Below are 16,771 nucleotides of genomic sequence, written 5' to 3' on the forward strand. Positions count from 1 at the left end.
CAACTATTTTGCAAGCGTAGAAAACTATCAAAAATATTCAAAAGATAGGCATAATACGCAACAGGAAGTGATAAAACTTTATCAACCGTTCGGGGGCGCCATGCCGACCACCCTTGAAAGCAGCCGTTCCAAGATCCTCATCGTGGATGACTCCGCGTTTGAGCAGCGCATGCTGGCGGATTTGCTGAGCGAACTGCCCTACAAGGTCTCGGTGGCCTTCAACGGCCTGCAGGGCTACCAACTGGCGCTGGCCAACCGGCCGGACCTGATCCTGCTCGACGTGCGCATGCCGAACATGGACGGCTACACCGCCTGCCGCCTGCTCAAGGCCAACCCGGTCACCCAGGATATCCCGGTGATTTTCCTCAGCGGCGCCGATGCCGACGACGACCGCATCCTCGGCCTGTCGATCGGCGGCGTCGACTACGTCTCCAAGCCGTTCTCGCCGGGCGAGCTGGCGGCGCGCATCCAGGTGCACCTGAACCTGGCGCGGCGCCAGCAGCAGGCGCCGGCCAGCGCGCCCGAGGATGAACAACAGCTGGAGGCCGAGAGCGAACCGGACGCGGTGCTGGTGAACGCCGTCAAGCGCCTGATCAGCGACAACCTGGCCGCGCTGCCGGGGCTGGCCGAGATCGCGCGCAGCGTCGGCACCTACCGCGAGAAGCTGTCGCAGGTGTTCCGCGAGCAGACCGGGATGACGGTGTTTGGCTTCATCCGCGAGGAACGCATCCGCCGCGGCGAGGAACTGTTGCGCGACACCGATATCGACGTGCAGGACATCGCCCTGCTGATCGGCTTCAACAACGCCGGCAACTTCGCCACCGCCTTCCGCGAGCGCATGGGGGTGACGCCAACCGCCTACCGGCAGGCCATCCACCACAAGAAGCACGGCTAGTCGCGGCACTCGGCCGGCAGCACCTTGGCCGGGATCTCCTCGCCGGCGCACTGCCACGCCACGCGCTTGTTCTCGTCCACGCGCGGCGTGAAGGCGATCGCCTTGCCGCGGTAATTCAGGTCGGACGGATAGACCCGCACCACGCCGTTGCCGGGATCGACCGTGATGTCCTGCACCGCGTGGCCGGGATCGTCCATGGCGTAGCCGGCCTGCTCCAGCGTGGCCGGGCCGCGGCCGTTGGCGTAGAAATAGCGCTCCACCGCCGCCGTCGCCTCATGGCCGACACCGACCGCCTGCACCATGCGCGCCTTGGCCGTGTACTCGCCGTAGGCCGGCACCGCCACCGCCGCCAGCACGCCGGCCAGGACCATCAGCGCCAGCACCGAGCCGACGCCGCCCACGCCCAGCCGCGGCACGAACAACGCCAGCAGGTAGGCCAGGCCGTGGCGGCCGGTCGGCGTGATTTCGTTGCCGTGCGCCAGGCCGCGCACCACGGCCATGCGCTTGACCAGCCACGGGTAGTCGCCGACCAGCTCGTGGAACGACATCCAGAAGCCGCCGCTGTGCTGCGCCTGCGCGGTGTAGTGGCTCACGCTCAGCTGGCGCCAGCGCTTGCCGCCGGCCGCCAGCGCGGCCAGGCCGACCTGGGCGCTTTTGAGGTCGTCGCAGGCGTGGAAGCCATGGCGGTCGCAGGTGTACTCGCGGGCGCGCGCATAGGCCGCGCCCAGCAGCGGCAGCACCGCCGCCGGCGCCAGCAGCGCCGACCAGCGCAGATGGTTGCGCTTGATGTGGCCGAGCTCGTGGCCGATGTAGAAATTGATGGCGTCCGGACGCTCCTCCAGCGCATCCACCACGTCCGAATACAGCACGATGAAATTGCTGCCGAGGAAGCGGGTGGCGAAGGCGTTGAAGGCGCCGCCCATTTGCAGCAGGTAGGCCTGCGGCGGCTGCGCCAGGCCCAGGCGCTGACAGCACGCCTCGATGCGCTGGTGCAGGTCGGGAAACTGGGCCGGGGTGATCTGCACCGCCGTGCCCTTGATGTAGGACACCAGCGCCGATTGCGCGAAGCAGTAGCTGACAAAAAACAGCAACAGGTACACCAGCGCCATGCCCGCCGTGCCGATCAGCAGCGCCGCCCAGATCAGCAGGGACGCCGCCAGCATGATGCCGAACAGCGTTTTCTCATTCTTGTAAATCAGGTTCATACGGCTCCGGCGCGCTAAAAGTTTCCCCGGAGCCATTCTAAGCGCTGCTTTACGAAAAATGCAACTCTTTATGACAACGAAACTTGTAAATCGCCGATATTGATGGGTTTCACCAGGTGGGCGGCGAAACCGGCCTCGCGGCTGCGCGTCTTGTCGTGCTCCTGGCCGTAGCCGGACAGCGCCACCAGCTTGAGGCCGGGGCCGCCGGGCAGCGTGCGCAGGCGGCCGGCCAGTTCGAAGCCGTCCATGCCCGGCAGGCCGATGTCGAGGATGGCCACGTCCGGCATGGCGTCGGCGGCCAGCGCGATGGCCTGCGCCGGGTCGTAGGCCACGGTGGGCCGGTAGCCCAGCGCCCCCAGCAAATCGCCCAGCGAATCGGCGGCATCCTGGTTGTCGTCCACCACCAGCACCCGCAGGCCGCCGCCTGCGGCCGGCGGCGGCGTCTCCTGGCTGGGCGCCGGCGGCGCCTCGGCCACCACCGAGGCCGGCAAGGTGATGGTGAAGGTGCTGCCACGACCCTCGCCGGCGCTGTAGGCGCTGACCTCGCCACCATGCATCTGCACCAGGTTGCGCACCAGCGCCAGCCCGATGCCGAGGCCGCCCTTGGCGCGGTCCAGCTGGCGGTTGCCCTGGACAAACAAATCAAAGATGTGCGGCAGCAGCGCCGGCGCGATGCCGTTGCCGTCGTCGGTCACCTGGATCTGCACCGTGTCGCCCTTGACGCGCGTGCCGAGCGTGATGTGGCCGCCGCTGGGCGTGTAACGCGCGGCGTTGGTCAACAGGTTGGACACCACCTGCGCCAGCCGCGCCGGGTCGCCATGCCAGCGCACGCTCGGCACATCGACCAGCAGGCGGTGCTGCTTCTGCTCCAGCAGCGGCCCGGCCATCTCGATGGCCTTGTCGAGCACCTCGGCCAGCGGCACGGTCTCCTTGCGCAGCTCGACCTTGCCGCTGGCGATGCGCGACACGTCCAGCAGGTCGTCCACCAGCCGCACCAGATGGTCGACCTGGCGCTGGATCACGGCTTGCTCGGGCGCGGTCTCGGTGTCGCGCAGCTTCATCAGCTTGAGCGCGGTGACGATCGGCGCCAGCGGGTTGCGCAGCTCGTGGCCCAGCATGGCCAGGAATTCATCCTTGGTGCGCGAGCTCAGGTTGAGGTCGACGTTCAGGCGTTCGCTCTCGGCCATGGCCTCGGCCAGCGCGCGGTCGCTCTGCAGCCGGCTCAGGGTGCCGCACACGGTGGCCGTGTACTGCTCCAGGAACTGGCGGTAGGCGCCATCCACCGGCAGCCGCGGCGACACGCGGAACGCCAGCGCCAGGTCGGCGCACAGCTGCAATTCGGCGCCCCGGATCACCAGCACGTCGCTGGCCGGACGGGCCACGGCGTCGTCGCCGTCGAGCAGGCTGATGTCCAGCAGGTCGCCCGGATTGTCGATGGTCGATTGCGCCACCGCGGCGGCCACGTCCTGCTCGCTGCGGCAGCCCAGCAGGCGCCGGCCCAGCAGATCCAGCGTGTGGCGGCGGCGCTCGGCCAGCACCTGCGCCGTGGTCTCGGTACACACCACCAGCACCCCGCCCACCTCGTCCCGCTCGTTGAACACGGGGGTGTAGGTGTAGCTCCAGTAGACGTCCTCGATGCGGCCGTTGCGCCAGATCGGCACCAGGTTGTCCGCGTACCAGCGCGCCTCGCGGCCGTTGCGCACCTCGTCGATCTGCGGGCCGATGATGGACCAGATCTCGGGCCAGCACGCGCGCCCGCCCTGCCCCAGCGCCAGCGGGTGCTTGCCGGCGCCAAAGCAGGGCACGTAGGCGTCGTTGTAGATCTGGGTCAGCTCCTCGCCCCACCACAGGAACATCGGGTGCACCGAATGCATCACCACGCTGACGGCCGTGCGCAGCGAGACCGGCCACTCGGCCAAGGGGCCAAGTGGCGTTTCCTCCCAGCGGTGGGCCTGCACCAGGTCGCGCATCGGCGTGCCGCTGCCGATAAAGCGCGGCAGGGTGCGCTGCGGACCAGGTAACAAGGCAACGGGCTGAGCCAGCATAGAAACTTTCCAAGGTTGAGAGTGAAATACTAACAACTGTAGCGTACGGCGGCGCACAATACACATTTGTCCGGGACAGAACCGGCACGCTTGACATTCGCGGCATATCTGGCAAATTGTAGCCATCGATCAAGAGAGGGTTGCTGCATGCAAGCGCGTCACGTGTTATCCGCCATCGCCATTCTGGGCATGGCCGCGCAGGCGCAGGCGTGTGAACTGAGCATGGCGCTCGAGCAATGGCCGCCCTACCTCTACAGCCAGCCGACTGGCGCCCCCGCCGGACTGGATTGGGAGCTGGCGCAAGCGATCGTCAAGGAAGCCGGCTGCAAGCTGGCGGTACAGCCCGAGCTGCCCACGGCGCGCCGCCAGCGCCTGTTCGAGCAGGGCCAGCTGGACCTGATGCTGTCCGCCTCCGACACCGCCGAGCGGCGCCGCTACGCGCGCTTCAGCCTGGCCTATCGTCACGAAAGCGTGGGGGTATTTTCGCGCAGTAACGCGCGCCGGCGTTACCAGCACATCACCAGCATGGACGCGCTGCTGAACAGCAAGCTGGCGCTGCTGGCGCCCAAGGTGGGCTGGTACGGCGCGGCCTATGCGCGCGCGCAGCCGACGCTGAGCGCCACCGGCCGGCTCAGCACCTTCACCAGTTTCCAGCAGGGCTTGCGCATGCTGGACGCCGGCCGCGCCGATCTCATCCTCGGCGACAGCGGCGCCCTGCGCCACGCGGCCAGGGCGCAGGGCGTCGCCATCAGCCCGCTGCCGCTGGTGGCGCTGCGGGCGCCGGTGCACCTCATGCTCAACAAGCGCACCACCACCCAGGCCGAGCTGGACCGCATCAACGCCGCCATCACGCGGCTGGAGCACCAGGGCGTGCTGGGCGCGATACGCGGCCGCTACGGCGAACCGTGATCAATGCTCGCGCCAGTGGTCGAGGTTGTGCGGCTCGGCCAGCGAAACGCGGTTGCGCTCGGCGCGGAAGCGGCCCGAGGCGGCATACACCGCGCGCCGCACGCGCATGATGGAACCGAGCGGGCGGTGCTCGGCGATGCAATGCCAGGGATTGAACTGCATGCCGTCGTCCACCAGCACCGACAGGCCGTGCGTCCAGCCGGCCTGCGGCGGCGCGCTGACGCGGGCCACCGGCACCCACGGCGCGCTCCACTCCACGCTGGCGTCCTCGATCGGCATGCTGGCCAGGTCGGTGCACAGCTGCACCCGCAGCTCCCACTCGGCCGCGTTTTCGGTCATGAAGTCCACCACCGCGCCGCGCAGGCCGTTGGGCTTGTGCTCCAGCGCGACCGGCTGGTCCTTCAACGCCCGCAGCGCCGGCGACAGCGGCGCCAGCGACAGCTTGGCCATGTAGCGCCCGTACAGGATGGGCACCACGGTGTAGAAGGTCTCGCCCAGGATGTGGGTTTCCGGATGGCCGCCCAGGCCCTTGAGCGCGACGCTCTCGCCGCCCACCGCCTCCACCACCTTCTCGGCGCCGCGCAGCGCGGCCGACAGCGCCTTCTTCAGGCCGGGCGCCTTGTCGGTGGTGGCGGCCAGCAGCTTGACGCTGCCGAGGAACTGGTGCGCGGTCGGCGCCTGGAAGGTGGGGCCGTTGACCATCACAAAATCCTGCGTGACATCGCCGACGCCGTCGGGCAGGCGCGCGCCGGGCACGCCCACCACCTTGATCGCCATGCCGCGCGGGGTGGAGACCTTGTCGTCCAGCAGGTCGCCGGGCGTGGTCGACAGGCGCAGCACCACCGGCCAGGCGGCGCCGGGATGGCGGAACAGGCCCTGCGCGTAATCGGGCGGCAGGTTGTCCAGCACGCGCAGCTCGCCGCGCAGCAGGCCGTGGCTCTTGGCGTGCACGCCGCGGTGGGCATGGCCGGTGTCCTGGTCGACGGTGGCGGCGATGTGCCGCATCGCCTCGATCAGGCTGGCGGTGGTTTCAGCCTCGTCCTCCTCCGGCACTTCATAGGCGGGATCGTAGGGCAAGGGCTGGTGCAAATGGCGGGTGGGAAAGTCCATGGGGCGTCCTTGTTGGGTGGCTCGCGCCATCTTGCGCCGCGTGGCCGCACGCGTCTGTGTCGTGCCGCACGCAGCGCGGGCTTGTGATACTTTCGCGCAGGAGGAGGAAAAGCGATGCCATCCATGAAGAAATTACTTTCCATTGCCGCGCTGCTGCCGCTGCTGGCCGGCGCACAACAGCCCAAGCCGCTGGCCAATTTGCTGACCAAGGGCTCGCCCGAATTCAAGCAGGCCATCCGCAAATACCTCGCCCGTGACACGCCAAGCGTGGTGGGCGGGCAGGCGGCGGCGGCCGGTCAGTTCCCGTGGCAGGTGTCGCTGGGCGTGGCCGCGATTCCCGATGCCTACGCCGCGCATTTCTGCGGCGGCTCGCTGATCGCGGAACAGTGGGTGCTGACGGCGGCCCACTGCGTGGTCGGCAATGAAGCGGCCGACCTCAGCATCGTCGCCGGCACCCATGTGCTGAACAGCGACGCCAAGCGCGTCGGCGTCCAGCAAATCCTGATGCACGCCGATTACACCTCGGCCGACAAGGGCCACGACATCGCGCTGCTGCGGCTGGCCCAGCCGCTCAAGCCGGGCGCCGAGATCAAGCGGATCGCGCTCGCCGGCAAGCAGGAGGAAGCCGCGATTCTCGCCGCGCAAACGCCGGCCACCGTGACCGGCTGGGGCGCCACCAGCATGGGCGGGCAAGGCTCGCGCGTCCTGAACTATGCGCGCTTCCCGTTCGTGCCGACGCCACGCTGCAACCGGCCGGAAGCCTACAACGGCGCCATCACCGACGATATGCTGTGCGCCGGCAACGAGAGCGGCGGCACCGACAGCTGCCAGGGCGACAGCGGCGGCCCGCTGGTCGGGCAAGCTGGGAAGGACGAGCGCCTGATGGGCATCGTCAGTTGGGGCGAGGGCTGCGCGCTACCCGACAAGGTCGGGATTTACACGCGCGTTTCCTACTATCGGGACTGGGTGCAGGCTTGCCAGAACGGCAGCGCCGCGTGCAAGGCGATCGTCCGCTAAGGCCGTTTGCCGCACGCGCCGCGCTATCCCCTTAGCGACCGATGCTGGCGCGGCGCGACTGGCGGCGCGCGACCAGGCCCAACAGGGCCAGCCCGGCGCCCAGCATGCCGTAGGTGGCCGGCTCCGGCACCGCCACCACTTGGCCGATGGCCTGGAATTCCGATACCGAGAAGCGCAGGTCGCCGGCGTCGCCGGTGCCGCTGATGCGGAAGGCCGTGGTCAACACCGGTGCCGCCAGCGTGGCGCTGCCGTTATCCTGTCCCCAGCTGCGGTTGGGCGACAACACGGCGGCCGTTTGCCACACATTGGCGCTGTTCAGGTATTCGACCAGGTAGTTGTTGTCGTTGTCGGCCTGGATCACCAGTTCGTTGACCAGCGACTGGTGCGCCAGCGTGACGGTGATGGTGTCCACCCCGTAATTGCCGGTCCAGAACACCGTGCCAACATTCCATTGCGTGTTGATTGGCAGGAACACTCCATCGGTCACGGTGGCGGCGTCCGCCAGCAGGCCGCCATCCCAGCCGGAGCTGTCGCCAAAACCAGCCGTGTTGGACAGCGTAACGCTCGCGTTCAGCGCGACGTTTTCCGCCATGGCGCTGGCGGCCAGCCCGGCGAAAGCCAGTGCAGCTACTAGTTTTCTCATCACTATCCCCTTCATATAAAAATTATAATGTTCAACCAGTTTAACGCGACAGTAAGGGCCACAGCGCACGATTGGCGGCCCCGTCCGCAAGCGGTCAAATTTTCAGATTGTATAAAATATCCAAAATCGGTATGATGTTTGAACCCTCTAACGCAGCCCGAAGGAACCACCATGAGCGACAACATTTTCACCGGCACCATCCCGGCCCTGATGACCCCGTGCAAGGCCGACCGCACCCCCGACTACGACGCGCTGGTCAAAAAAGGCCGTGAGCTGATCGACGCCGGCATGAGCGCCGTGGTGTACTGCGGCTCGATGGGCGACTGGCCCCTGCTGACCGAAGCGCAGCGCCAGGAAGGCGTGGCGCGCCTGGTGGCGGCCGGCGTGCCGACCATCGTCGGCACCGGCGCCGTCAACTCGAAGGAGGCGGTGTCGCACGCGGCGCACGCGGCCAAGGTCGGCGCGCAGGGCCTGATGGTGATTCCGCGCCTGCTGTCGCGCGGTTCGTCGCCGGCGGCGCAAAAGGCGCACTTCTCGGCCATCCTGGAAGCCGCGCCCAAGCTGCCGGCCGTGATCTACAACAGCCCGTACTACGGCTTCGCCACCCGCGCCGACCTGTTCTTCGAACTGCGCGCCAAGCACCCCAACCTGATCGGCTTCAAGGAATTCGGCGGCGCCGCCGACCTGCGCTACGCGGCCGAGCACATCACCAGCCAGGACGACAACGTGACCCTGATGGTGGGCGTGGACACCCAGGTGTTCCATGGCTTCGTCAACTGCGGAGCGACCGGCGCCATCACCGGCATCGGCAATGCGCTGCCGCGCGAAGTGCTGCATCTGGTCTCGCTGTCGCGCAAGGCCGCCGCCGGCGACGCCGTGGCGCGCCGTCAGGCGCGCGAGCTGGAAGCCGCGCTGCTGGTGCTGTCCTCGTTCGACGAGGGCACCGACCTGGTGCTGTTCTACAAATACCTGATGGTGCTGAACGGCGACACCGAATACACCCTGCACTTCAACGCAAGCGACGAACTGAGCGCCAGCCAGCGCCGCTACGCGGAAACCCAGTACGCGCTGTTCCGCGGCTGGTACGCCAACTGGTCGAAAGAAGTGGCCGCGTGAAGGGATTTGCCGTCACCACGGTAGCGGAGCAGGCGGCCGACGCGCTGCGCCGCAAGATCATTTCGGGCGAGCTGCCGGAAGGCGTCTCGCTGCGGCAGGACGCCCTCGCGGCCGAGTTCGGCATCAGCCGGATTCCGGTGCGCGAGGCGCTGGTGCAGCTGGAGGGCGAGGGGCTGGTGAAAATCGTCCCGCACAAGGGCGCGGTGGTGTCCGGCTTGTCGATCGACGAGATCAACGAGCTGTTCATGCTGCGCGCCCTGCTGGAGCCGCTGCTGCTGAAGAAGTCCGCGCCCAGGCTGACGGCGCAGGATTACGCCGAGCTGGACGCCATCCTGGCCGAGTACAAGGTGGAGCTGCACGCCCAGCACACCACCCGCTGGGGCGAGCTCAACACGCGTCTGCACGACGTGCTGCTGTCGCGCGCCGGGCAGCCGCGCACGGCCGCCATCGTCGCCACCCTGCTGCAGCAGACCGACCGCTACACGCGCATGCAATTGTCGCTCAGCGCCGACAGCATCCGCCAAGCGCAGCAGGAACATGAGGAGCTGGTCCAGCTCTGCCGTGCCGGCGACGTGCGCGGCGCGGCCGCGCTGTTGAAGCGCCACATCGAGCACGCCAGCAAGGATCTGGAACAATTTATCTTGTCGCAGCGGCGGCCGTCGAAATAATTGTCGATTTCAGGCGCCGCCGTTCGTCGTGAGAAGGTAATACCCAACTTTTCAACGTGGAGGCGTCATGAAAAAAGAGATCATCTTCAACCTGCCGGTCAAAGACCTGGAGAAATCCAAGTCCTTCTTCGCCGCGCTCGGCTTTACTTTCAACCCACAATACAGCAGCGAGAAAGCGGCGTTCATGGAAATCGTGGAAGGCAGCATCCGCGCCATGCTGATGACCGAGGACTTCTTCCACTCCTTCATCAACAAGCCGGTGGTGCAGGCCCGGGAAGCCAACGAAGTCATCATCTGCCTCAGCTGCGAGAGCCGCGAGGAGCTCGACAGCCTGATCGCCAAGGCCTCCGCCGCCGGCGCCCGCATCCCCCACCCGCCGGAAGACCACGGCTTCATGTACGACCAGGGCTTTGAAGACCTCGATGGCCATCTGTGGAATCTGGTGTGGACAGCGTCTTAGACGAAGTGTTGACGCAGCTCATAACGCCGCGCTTGCAATCACCAAGGGAAAGCACATACTGAACGAATGAACTCACTCGATACCCTCGGTTATTGCAAGCGGCTTGAAGCGGTAGGTGTACCGCGAGACCAGGCGGAGGTGCACGCACAAGTGTTGACGGAAGTGATGAACCAGGTCGTCACCAAAGATGACTTGAAGGAATTCGAAGTGCGATTAAAGGAATGGGTAACGCTTTATGTCAAAGAGCAAATCGCAGAACTCAAGGCTGACATGCTGAAATGGTTCTTCGCTGGCTTGATAGCGCAAACCAGCTTGATTATCGCTGTCTTGCGCTATCTGCCTCAGTGAATTTCAAGCGAACTGCTTGAAGTCCGGCTTGCGCTTCTGGAAGAAGGCCATGAAGGCTTCGCGCGCCTCCGGGGAGGACAGCATGGCGCCGAAGTGTTTGTTTTCGGCGGCGATGGCGTCGCTGACCGGCGCTTTGCGCGCGGCTTTCATCAGTTCCTTGGTCACGCGGATCGAGCTGGCCGGCAGCGCGACCAGCTTGGCAGCCTGGCCTTCGGCAAACGCGCGCAGTTCTTCCACCGGCAACACCTTCGAGATCAGTCCCATCTCCAGCGCCTCCTGGGCACCGAACGCTTCGCCCAGCATCAGCTTTTCGGCGGCGCGCGGGTAGCCGGCGATTTGGGTCAGCAGCAGGCTGGACGCGAATTCCGGGCACAGACCCAGCTGCACGAACGGCATCGAGAACTTGGCGTTGTCGGCCGCGTACACCAGGTCGCAGTGCATCAGCAGCGTGGTGCCGATGCCGACCGCGTTGCCCGATACCGCCGCCACCACCGGCTTGGTCGAGCCGCTCAGCGCCATCATGAATTTGTAGACGGAACGGTCCTCGATCGCGCCGCTGGTCGGGGCGTTTTTCATGAAGTCTTCCAGGTCGTTGCCTGCGGTGAAGATCTCCGGCTTGCCGACGATCAGGATGGCGCGCACGTCGGCGTTGCCTTCGGCGTCGTTCAGGGCGTCGGCCATGGTCTGGTACATCGCGGCGGTGATCGCGTTCTTGCGCTCGGGACGGTTGAATTCCAGGGTCAGGATGCCGTCGTTAATGCTGCTCAAAATTTCCATGAGTGTCTCCAAAGCCTCACGTCATTCCGGCGAAGGCGGAATCCATACCGCGCTCGCGTTCTATGGATTCCGGCCTTCGCCGGAATGACGGTCTGGCTGCCGATGAGCTGGCGCCACCGGCAGTGTCTAGATTAAACGCGCTCGATGATGCCGGCCGCGCCCATGCCTGCGCCTACGCACATGGTGACCATGCCGTATTTCAGGTTGTTGCGGCGCAGTGCGTGCACCACGGTGGCCGCGCGGATGGCGCCGGTCGCGCCCAGCGGGTGGCCCAGGGCGATCGCGCCGCCCATCGGGTTGACCTTGGCGGTGTCCAGGCCCAGATCGCGGATCACGGCCAGCGCCTGCGCGGCAAACGCTTCGTTCAGCTCGATCCAGTCCAGCTGATCCTGGGTGATGCCGGCGGCCTTGCACGCCTCGGGAATCGCGAACTTCGGACCAATGCCCATGATTTCCGGCGGCACGCCCTTGACGGCGAACGACGAGAACTTGGCCAGCGGGGTCAGGTTGTGTTCCTTCAGGATCTTCTCGGACACCACCAGCAGCGCGCCGGCGCCGTCGGACATCTGCGAGCTGTTACCTGCGGTGACCGAACCCTTGGCCGCGAACACCGGCTTCAGCTTGCCCAGCGTTTCGATGCTGGTTTCCGGACGCGCGCCCTCGTCGGTATCGACGGTGCGGGTTTTGACTTTGATTTCGCCGGTCGACAGGTCAGGCGTGCGGGTGATGATTTCCACCGGCGTGGTCTCGTCCTTGAAGAAGCCGGCCTGCTGCGCGGCGATGGCGCGGCGGTGCGATTCCACCGAGAACGCGTCCTGGTCTTCACGCGACACTTTCCACTGCTCCGCCACTTTCTCGGCGGTCAGGCCCATGCCGTAGGCCATGCCGACGTTTTCGTCGGTGAACATGTTCAGGTTCATCGATGGGTGGTGGCCCATCATAGGCACCATGGACATCGATTCCACGCCGCCAGCCAGCATCACATCGGCTTCACCGACGCGGATGCGGTCCGCCGCCATGGCCAGGGCGGTGATGCCCGACGCGCAGTAGCGGTTGATGGTCACGCCGCCGACGGTGCGTGGCAGGCCTGCCAGCAGCACCGATTGACGGGCGATGTTGAAGCCCTGCTCCGCTTCCGGGAACGAGCAGCCGATGATGGCGTCGGTGATCAGCGCCGGGTCCAGGCCTGGCGCCTGCGCCAGGGCCGATTGGATCACCTTGACCAGCAGGTCGTCCGGGCGGGTCTTGTTGAACATGCCGCGCGGCGCTTTGCCGATAGGAGTACGGGTAGCGGCGACGATGTATGCGTCTTGAACTTGTTTGCTCATTGTCTTATTCCTTAGTTGCGGACTGGCTTACCGGTTTGCAGCATGCCCATGATGCGCTCTTGGGTCTTCGGATGATTCAGCAGCTCGAGGAACGCTTTACGCTCCATGTCCAGCAGCCACTGCTCGCTCACGAACGAACCCTGATCGATGTCGCCACCGCTCACGATTTCCGCAATCATGTCGCCCAGTTTGAAGTCGTGCGCCGAGATGAAGCCGCCATCGCGCATGTTGACCAGTTGCGCCTTGATGGTGCCCCAGCCGTAGCGGCCGGTCACCTGGATCGGCGCCTTCAGCGGCGCGCGGTAGCCCTTGTCGAACATGGCGCGCGCTTCGGTCTTGGCGACGTGCAGCAGCTCGTATGGGTTGAACACGATCACGTCGTCTTCTTTCAGGTAGCCCATCGCTTGCGCTTCCAGCGCCGATTTCGACACGTTGGCGGTGGCCGCGTTGGTGAAGCCGGTTTTCAGGAATTGCAGGATGTCGGTGCCCTTGGCTTCCTTGTAAGCGCGCAGTGCCGCTTCTTTCAGGCCGCCGCCGGCTGGAATCAGGCCCACGCCCACTTCCACCAGGCCGATGTACGATTCGATCGACGCCACGCGCTTCGATGCGTGCAGAGCCATCTCGCAGCCGCCGCCCAGCGCCAGGCCGGCCACCGCCGCCACCACCGGCACGTTCGAATATTTCATCGCCATGAAGGTGTCTTGCAGTTCGCGGATGATCGGGTCCACCGCCTTGGCGCCGCCGGCCATGAAGGCTGGCAGTGCCGATTGCAGGTCGGCGCCGGCCGAGAACGCGCCGCCGTCGGCCGCGTCCGCGCTCCAGATCACCAGGCCCTTGAAGTTTTTCTCGGCTTCGGCCAGTGCTTTCTTGAAGCCGGCGATCACGCCCGGACTGATCACGTGCATCTTGGTCTTCAGCGAGATCACCAGCACGTCGTCGCCCGAGTGCCAGATGCGCACGTCGTCGTCCTCGTGGAAGGTGGTGCCGGCTTTGCGGCCGTCGATTTCGCCCGAGCCCAGTACCGGCGCGCGGAATTCCTGGCGCTTGTAGACCGCCAGGTCGGAACGCGGGATGTATGCCTTGGCGGCTGGCGACCACGAACCCTCTGGGGTGTGCACGCCTTTTTCAGCCACAGGGCCTTCGAACACCCATGCTGGCAGCGGCGCGTTGCACAGCGCGCGACCGGCTTCGATGTCTTCTTTCACCCACTGCGCCACTTGCGTCCAGCCGGCGGCTTGCCAGGTTTCGAACGGACCGGTGGTCCAGCCGAAGCCCCAGCGCATGGCGAAGTCGATGTCGCGCGCGTTGTCGGCGATGCTTTCCAGGTGCACGGCGATGTAGTGGAAAGCGTCGCGGAAGATCGCCCACAGGAACTGCGCTTGCGGGTTGGTCGATTCGCGCATGGCCTTCATCTTCTTGACCGGATCCTTTTCTTTCAGGATGCGTGCCACGATGTCGGCGGCCTTGGCGCCGCCCGGCACGTATTCACCGGTGGCGAAGTCCAGGCGTTGGATTTCCTTGCCTACTTTTTTGTAGAAGCCGGCGCCGGTCTTCTGGCCCAGCGCGCCCTTCTCCACCAGCTTGGCCAGCACTTCAGGGGTCTTGTAGACGGCGGCGAACGGATCGTTCGGCAGGTAGTCCTGCATGGTCTTGATCACGTGCCCCATGGTGTCCAGGCCGACCACGTCCGCGGTGCGGAAGGTGCCCGACTTGGCGCGGCCCAGCTTGGCGCCGGTCAGATCGTCGACCACGTCCACCGACAGGCCGAACTTCTCGGCTTCGTGCACGATGGCCAGGATGCCGAACACGCCCACGCGGTTGGCGATGAAGTTAGGCGTATCCTTGGCACGGACCACGCCCTTGCCCAGGGTCGAGGTCAGGAAGCCTTCCAGCTGGTCGGCGATTTCCGGCTTGGTGTCCGGGGTCGGGATGATTTCAACCAGGTGCATATAGCGCGGTGGGTTGAAGAAGTGCACGCCGCAGAAGCGCGACTTCAGGTCCGCGTCAAAGCCTTCGGCCAGCTTGCCGATCGACAGGCCCGAGGTGTTCGAGGCGAAGATCGCGTTGGCCGAAATGTGCGGCGCGACTTTCTTGTACAGGTCGTGCTTCCAGTCCAGGCGCTCGGCGATGGCTTCGATGATCAGGTCGCACTCGGCCAGCTTGGCCAGGTCGTCTTCGTAGTTGGCGACTTCGATCAGCGCCGCGTGTTCTTTGTTGCCCAGCGGTGCAGGCGACAGTTTTTTCAGGTTCTCGATGGCCTTCAGGACGATGCCGTTCTTAGGCGTGCCTTCTTTTCCTGGCAGGTCGAACAGAACGACTGGCACTTTGGCGTTGACGCAGTGGGCAGCGATCTGCGCGCCCATCACGCCGGCGCCCAGCACGGCTACTTTTTTAACGATGAAATTGGTCATGTCGTTTCCTCTGGTTGCTTAGAACAGGTCGGCGTCGAGTGCCATCAGGTTGGCGGAGCCCGAGCGCGCCTGACGGATCAGGGTGGCGGTTTCTGGTTGCAGGCGGGCGAAGTAGAAGCGCGCGGTGGCCAGTTTCGATTTGTAGAAGGTGTCGCCGCTGTCTTCTTTTTCCAGCGCGATCTGCGCCATGCGGGCGAAGAAGTACGAGTACACCAAGTGGCCCACCACGCGCAGGTAAGGCACGGCGGCCGCGCCCACTTCGTCGGCGTTCTGGAAGGCTTTCATGCCTATTTCCATGGTCAGCTTCTGCACTTTGTCGCCCAGGTCGCCCAGCGGGGTGATGAACTCGGACATTTTTTCGTCCAGACCGTTCTCTTCCACATAGGCCTTGATCTTCTCGCCGAACTTGCGCAGCTTGGCGCCGTTGTCGCCCAGGATCTTGCGGCCCAGCAGGTCCAGCGACTGCACGGTGTTGGTGCCTTCGTAGATCAGGTTGATGCGGGCGTCGCGCACGTACTGCTCCATGCCCCACTCGCTGATGTAGCCGTGGCCGCCGTAGACTTGCATCGCTTCCGAGGTGGCGATCCAGGCGTTGTCGGTGATGAAGGCCTTGACGATCGGGGTCAGCAGCGCGACTTCGTCGGCGGCTTCCTTGCGTACGTCCTCGTCCGGGTGGTTCAGTTCGCGGTCGATCTGCAGCGCCACGTAGGAGGTGAAGGCGCGCGCGCCTTCGGCGTAGGCCTTGCCGGTCAACAGCATGCGGCGCACGTCCGGGTGCACGATGATCGGGTCGGCTGGCTTATCAGGTGCTTTCGGGCCGGTCAGCGAGCGCATCTGGATGCGGTCCTTGGCGTAGATCAGCGCATTCTGGTAAGCCACTTCGGTCAGGCCCAGCGACTGCATGCCGACGCCCAGGCGGGCGGCGTTCATGAACACGAACATGGCTTGCAGGCCCTTGTTCGGCTGGCCGATGATCCAGCCGCGCGCGCCGTCCAGGTTCATCTGGCAGGTCGAGTTGCCGTGGATGCCCATTTTCTCTTCGATGGCGCCGCAGAAGATCGGGTTGCGTTCGCCGATGGTGCCGTCGGCGTTCGGCAGGAACTTCGGCACCAGGAACAGCGAGATGCCTTTCGAGCCTTCCGGCGCGTCCGGCACGCGGGCCAGCACCAGGTGCAGGATGTTTTCCGACATGTCGTGTTCGCCGGCCGAGATGAAGATCTTGTTGCCGGTGATCAGCCACGAGCCGTCCGCCTGTGGCACGGCTTTCGAGCGCAGCATGCCCAGGTCGGTGCCGCAGTGCGGTTCGGTCAGGCACATGGTGCCGGTCCACTCGCCCGACACCAGCTTCGGCAGGTACAGTTTTTTCTGTTCGTCGGTGCCGTGTTCCTTCAGGCACTCGTAGGCGCCGTGCGACAGGCCCGGGTACATGGTCCAGGCCTGGTTGGCCGAGTTCAGCATCTCGTAGAACGAGTTGTTCATCACCACCGGCAGGCCCTGGCCGCCGTATTCCGGATCGCACGCCAGCGCGGCCCAGCCGCCTTCCACGTATTGTTTGTAGGCTTCCTTGAAGCCTTTGGGAGTGGTCACGGTGCTGGTGGCGGCGTCGTGCTTGCAGCCTTCGCGGTCGCCCGAGTGGTTCAGCGGGAACAGCACTTCCGAGGTGAACTTGCCGCCCTCTTCCAACACCTGGTTGATGATGTCGGCATCGATTTCCGCGTGCTTCGGCAGCGCCTTCAGTTCGTCTTCCACTTTCAGCAGCTCGTGCAGAACGAATTGCATATCCCGGATTGGTGCGACATATTGACCCATGATTTTCTCCTGATGACTACTTTTGAGTGT

General features: G+C 65.4%; 15 protein-coding genes. 7 read left to right on the top strand and 8 right to left on the bottom strand.

What is annotated here, in order from left to right:
- Positions 1 to 100: 100 nt before the first annotated feature.
- A complete protein-coding gene (locus FHW83_RS07790; RefSeq protein WP_176645798.1) occupies positions 101 to 895 on the top strand; it encodes a response regulator in 795 nt (264 codons plus the stop codon).
- Here the strand turns inward: FHW83_RS07790 and FHW83_RS07795 are convergent.
- Together FHW83_RS07795 and FHW83_RS07800 are read right to left on the bottom strand one after the other, a co-directional pair.
- Positions 892 to 2,100: a M48 family metalloprotease gene (locus tag FHW83_RS07795; protein ID WP_176645799.1), complete on the bottom strand. Its 1,209-nt coding sequence runs from the start codon at positions 2,098 to 2,100 to the stop codon at positions 892 to 894. The two genes, FHW83_RS07790 and FHW83_RS07795, sit on opposite strands and share 4 nt — an antisense overlap.
- 68 nt (positions 2,101 to 2,168) lie before the next feature.
- Positions 2,169 to 4,145, bottom strand: coding sequence for an ATP-binding protein (locus tag FHW83_RS07800; RefSeq protein ID WP_176645800.1), 1,977 nt, complete (start codon positions 4,143 to 4,145; stop codon positions 2,169 to 2,171).
- A 147-nt stretch (positions 4,146 to 4,292) separates the two neighbouring features.
- Here FHW83_RS07800 and FHW83_RS07805 point away from each other — a divergent pair, with 147 nt between their 5' ends.
- Positions 4,293 to 5,054: an ABC transporter substrate-binding protein gene (locus tag FHW83_RS07805; protein ID WP_176645801.1), complete on the top strand. Its 762-nt coding sequence runs from the start codon at positions 4,293 to 4,295 to the stop codon at positions 5,052 to 5,054.
- On the opposite strand, the gene FHW83_RS07810 is transcribed toward FHW83_RS07805, so the two are convergent.
- Positions 5,055 to 6,164, bottom strand: coding sequence for a catalase family protein (locus tag FHW83_RS07810; RefSeq protein WP_176645802.1), 1,110 nt, complete (start codon positions 6,162 to 6,164; stop codon positions 5,055 to 5,057).
- Between the two features lie 123 nt (positions 6,165 to 6,287).
- Here FHW83_RS07810 and FHW83_RS07815 point away from each other — a divergent pair, with 123 nt between their 5' ends.
- Complete coding sequence (locus FHW83_RS07815) at positions 6,288 to 7,181, top strand: serine protease (protein ID WP_176645803.1); 894 nt, start codon at positions 6,288 to 6,290, stop codon at positions 7,179 to 7,181.
- A gap of 31 nt (positions 7,182 to 7,212) precedes the next feature.
- Here the strand turns inward: FHW83_RS07815 and FHW83_RS30635 are convergent, their stop codons facing one another.
- Positions 7,213 to 7,824: a PEP-CTERM sorting domain-containing protein gene (locus tag FHW83_RS30635; RefSeq protein ID WP_176645804.1), complete on the bottom strand. Its 612-nt coding sequence runs from the start codon at positions 7,822 to 7,824 to the stop codon at positions 7,213 to 7,215.
- A gap of 171 nt (positions 7,825 to 7,995) precedes the next feature.
- Between FHW83_RS30635 and FHW83_RS07825 the strand changes: the two genes are divergently transcribed.
- The 4 genes from FHW83_RS07825 to FHW83_RS07840 all read left to right on the top strand — a co-directional run bounded on the left by FHW83_RS07825 (position 7,996) and on the right by FHW83_RS07840 (position 10,416).
- Positions 7,996 to 8,940, top strand: coding sequence for a dihydrodipicolinate synthase family protein (locus tag FHW83_RS07825; protein ID WP_176645805.1), 945 nt, complete (start codon positions 7,996 to 7,998; stop codon positions 8,938 to 8,940).
- A complete protein-coding gene (locus FHW83_RS07830) occupies positions 8,937 to 9,608 on the top strand; it encodes a GntR family transcriptional regulator (RefSeq protein ID WP_176645806.1) in 672 nt (223 codons plus the stop codon). The genes FHW83_RS07825 and FHW83_RS07830 overlap by 4 nt, the downstream gene beginning before the upstream one ends.
- Positions 9,609 to 9,675: 67 nt before the next feature.
- The gene (locus tag FHW83_RS07835; RefSeq protein ID WP_176645807.1) at positions 9,676 to 10,068 is read left to right on the top strand and encodes a VOC family protein; all 393 of its coding nucleotides are present in this window, start codon (positions 9,676 to 9,678) and stop codon (positions 10,066 to 10,068) included.
- A gap of 66 nt (positions 10,069 to 10,134) precedes the next feature.
- The gene (locus FHW83_RS07840; RefSeq protein ID WP_176645808.1) at positions 10,135 to 10,416 is read left to right on the top strand and encodes a hypothetical protein; all 282 of its coding nucleotides are present in this window, start codon (positions 10,135 to 10,137) and stop codon (positions 10,414 to 10,416) included.
- Positions 10,417 to 10,419: 3 nt separating this feature from the next.
- On the opposite strand, the gene FHW83_RS07845 is transcribed toward FHW83_RS07840, so the two are convergent.
- The 4 genes from FHW83_RS07845 to FHW83_RS07860 all read right to left on the bottom strand — a co-directional run bounded on the left by FHW83_RS07845 (position 10,420) and on the right by FHW83_RS07860 (position 16,741).
- Entirely contained in the window at positions 10,420 to 11,193 is a 774-nt protein-coding gene (locus FHW83_RS07845; protein WP_176645809.1) for an enoyl-CoA hydratase, read from the bottom strand.
- Between the two features lie 131 nt (positions 11,194 to 11,324).
- Positions 11,325 to 12,521: an acetyl-CoA C-acyltransferase gene (locus tag FHW83_RS07850; protein ID WP_176645810.1), complete on the bottom strand. Its 1,197-nt coding sequence runs from the start codon at positions 12,519 to 12,521 to the stop codon at positions 11,325 to 11,327.
- 11 nt (positions 12,522 to 12,532) lie between these two features.
- Positions 12,533 to 14,932: a 3-hydroxyacyl-CoA dehydrogenase/enoyl-CoA hydratase family protein gene (locus FHW83_RS07855; protein ID WP_176645811.1), complete on the bottom strand. Its 2,400-nt coding sequence runs from the start codon at positions 14,930 to 14,932 to the stop codon at positions 12,533 to 12,535.
- An 18-nt stretch (positions 14,933 to 14,950) separates the two neighbouring features.
- A complete protein-coding gene (locus tag FHW83_RS07860) occupies positions 14,951 to 16,741 on the bottom strand; it encodes an acyl-CoA dehydrogenase C-terminal domain-containing protein (RefSeq protein ID WP_176645812.1) in 1,791 nt (596 codons plus the stop codon).
- Positions 16,742 to 16,771 lie beyond the last annotated feature (30 nt).

The sequence above is a fragment of the Duganella sp. SG902 genome, from assembly GCF_013376005.1.
Lineage (GTDB): Bacteria > Pseudomonadota > Gammaproteobacteria > Burkholderiales > Burkholderiaceae_D > Rugamonas.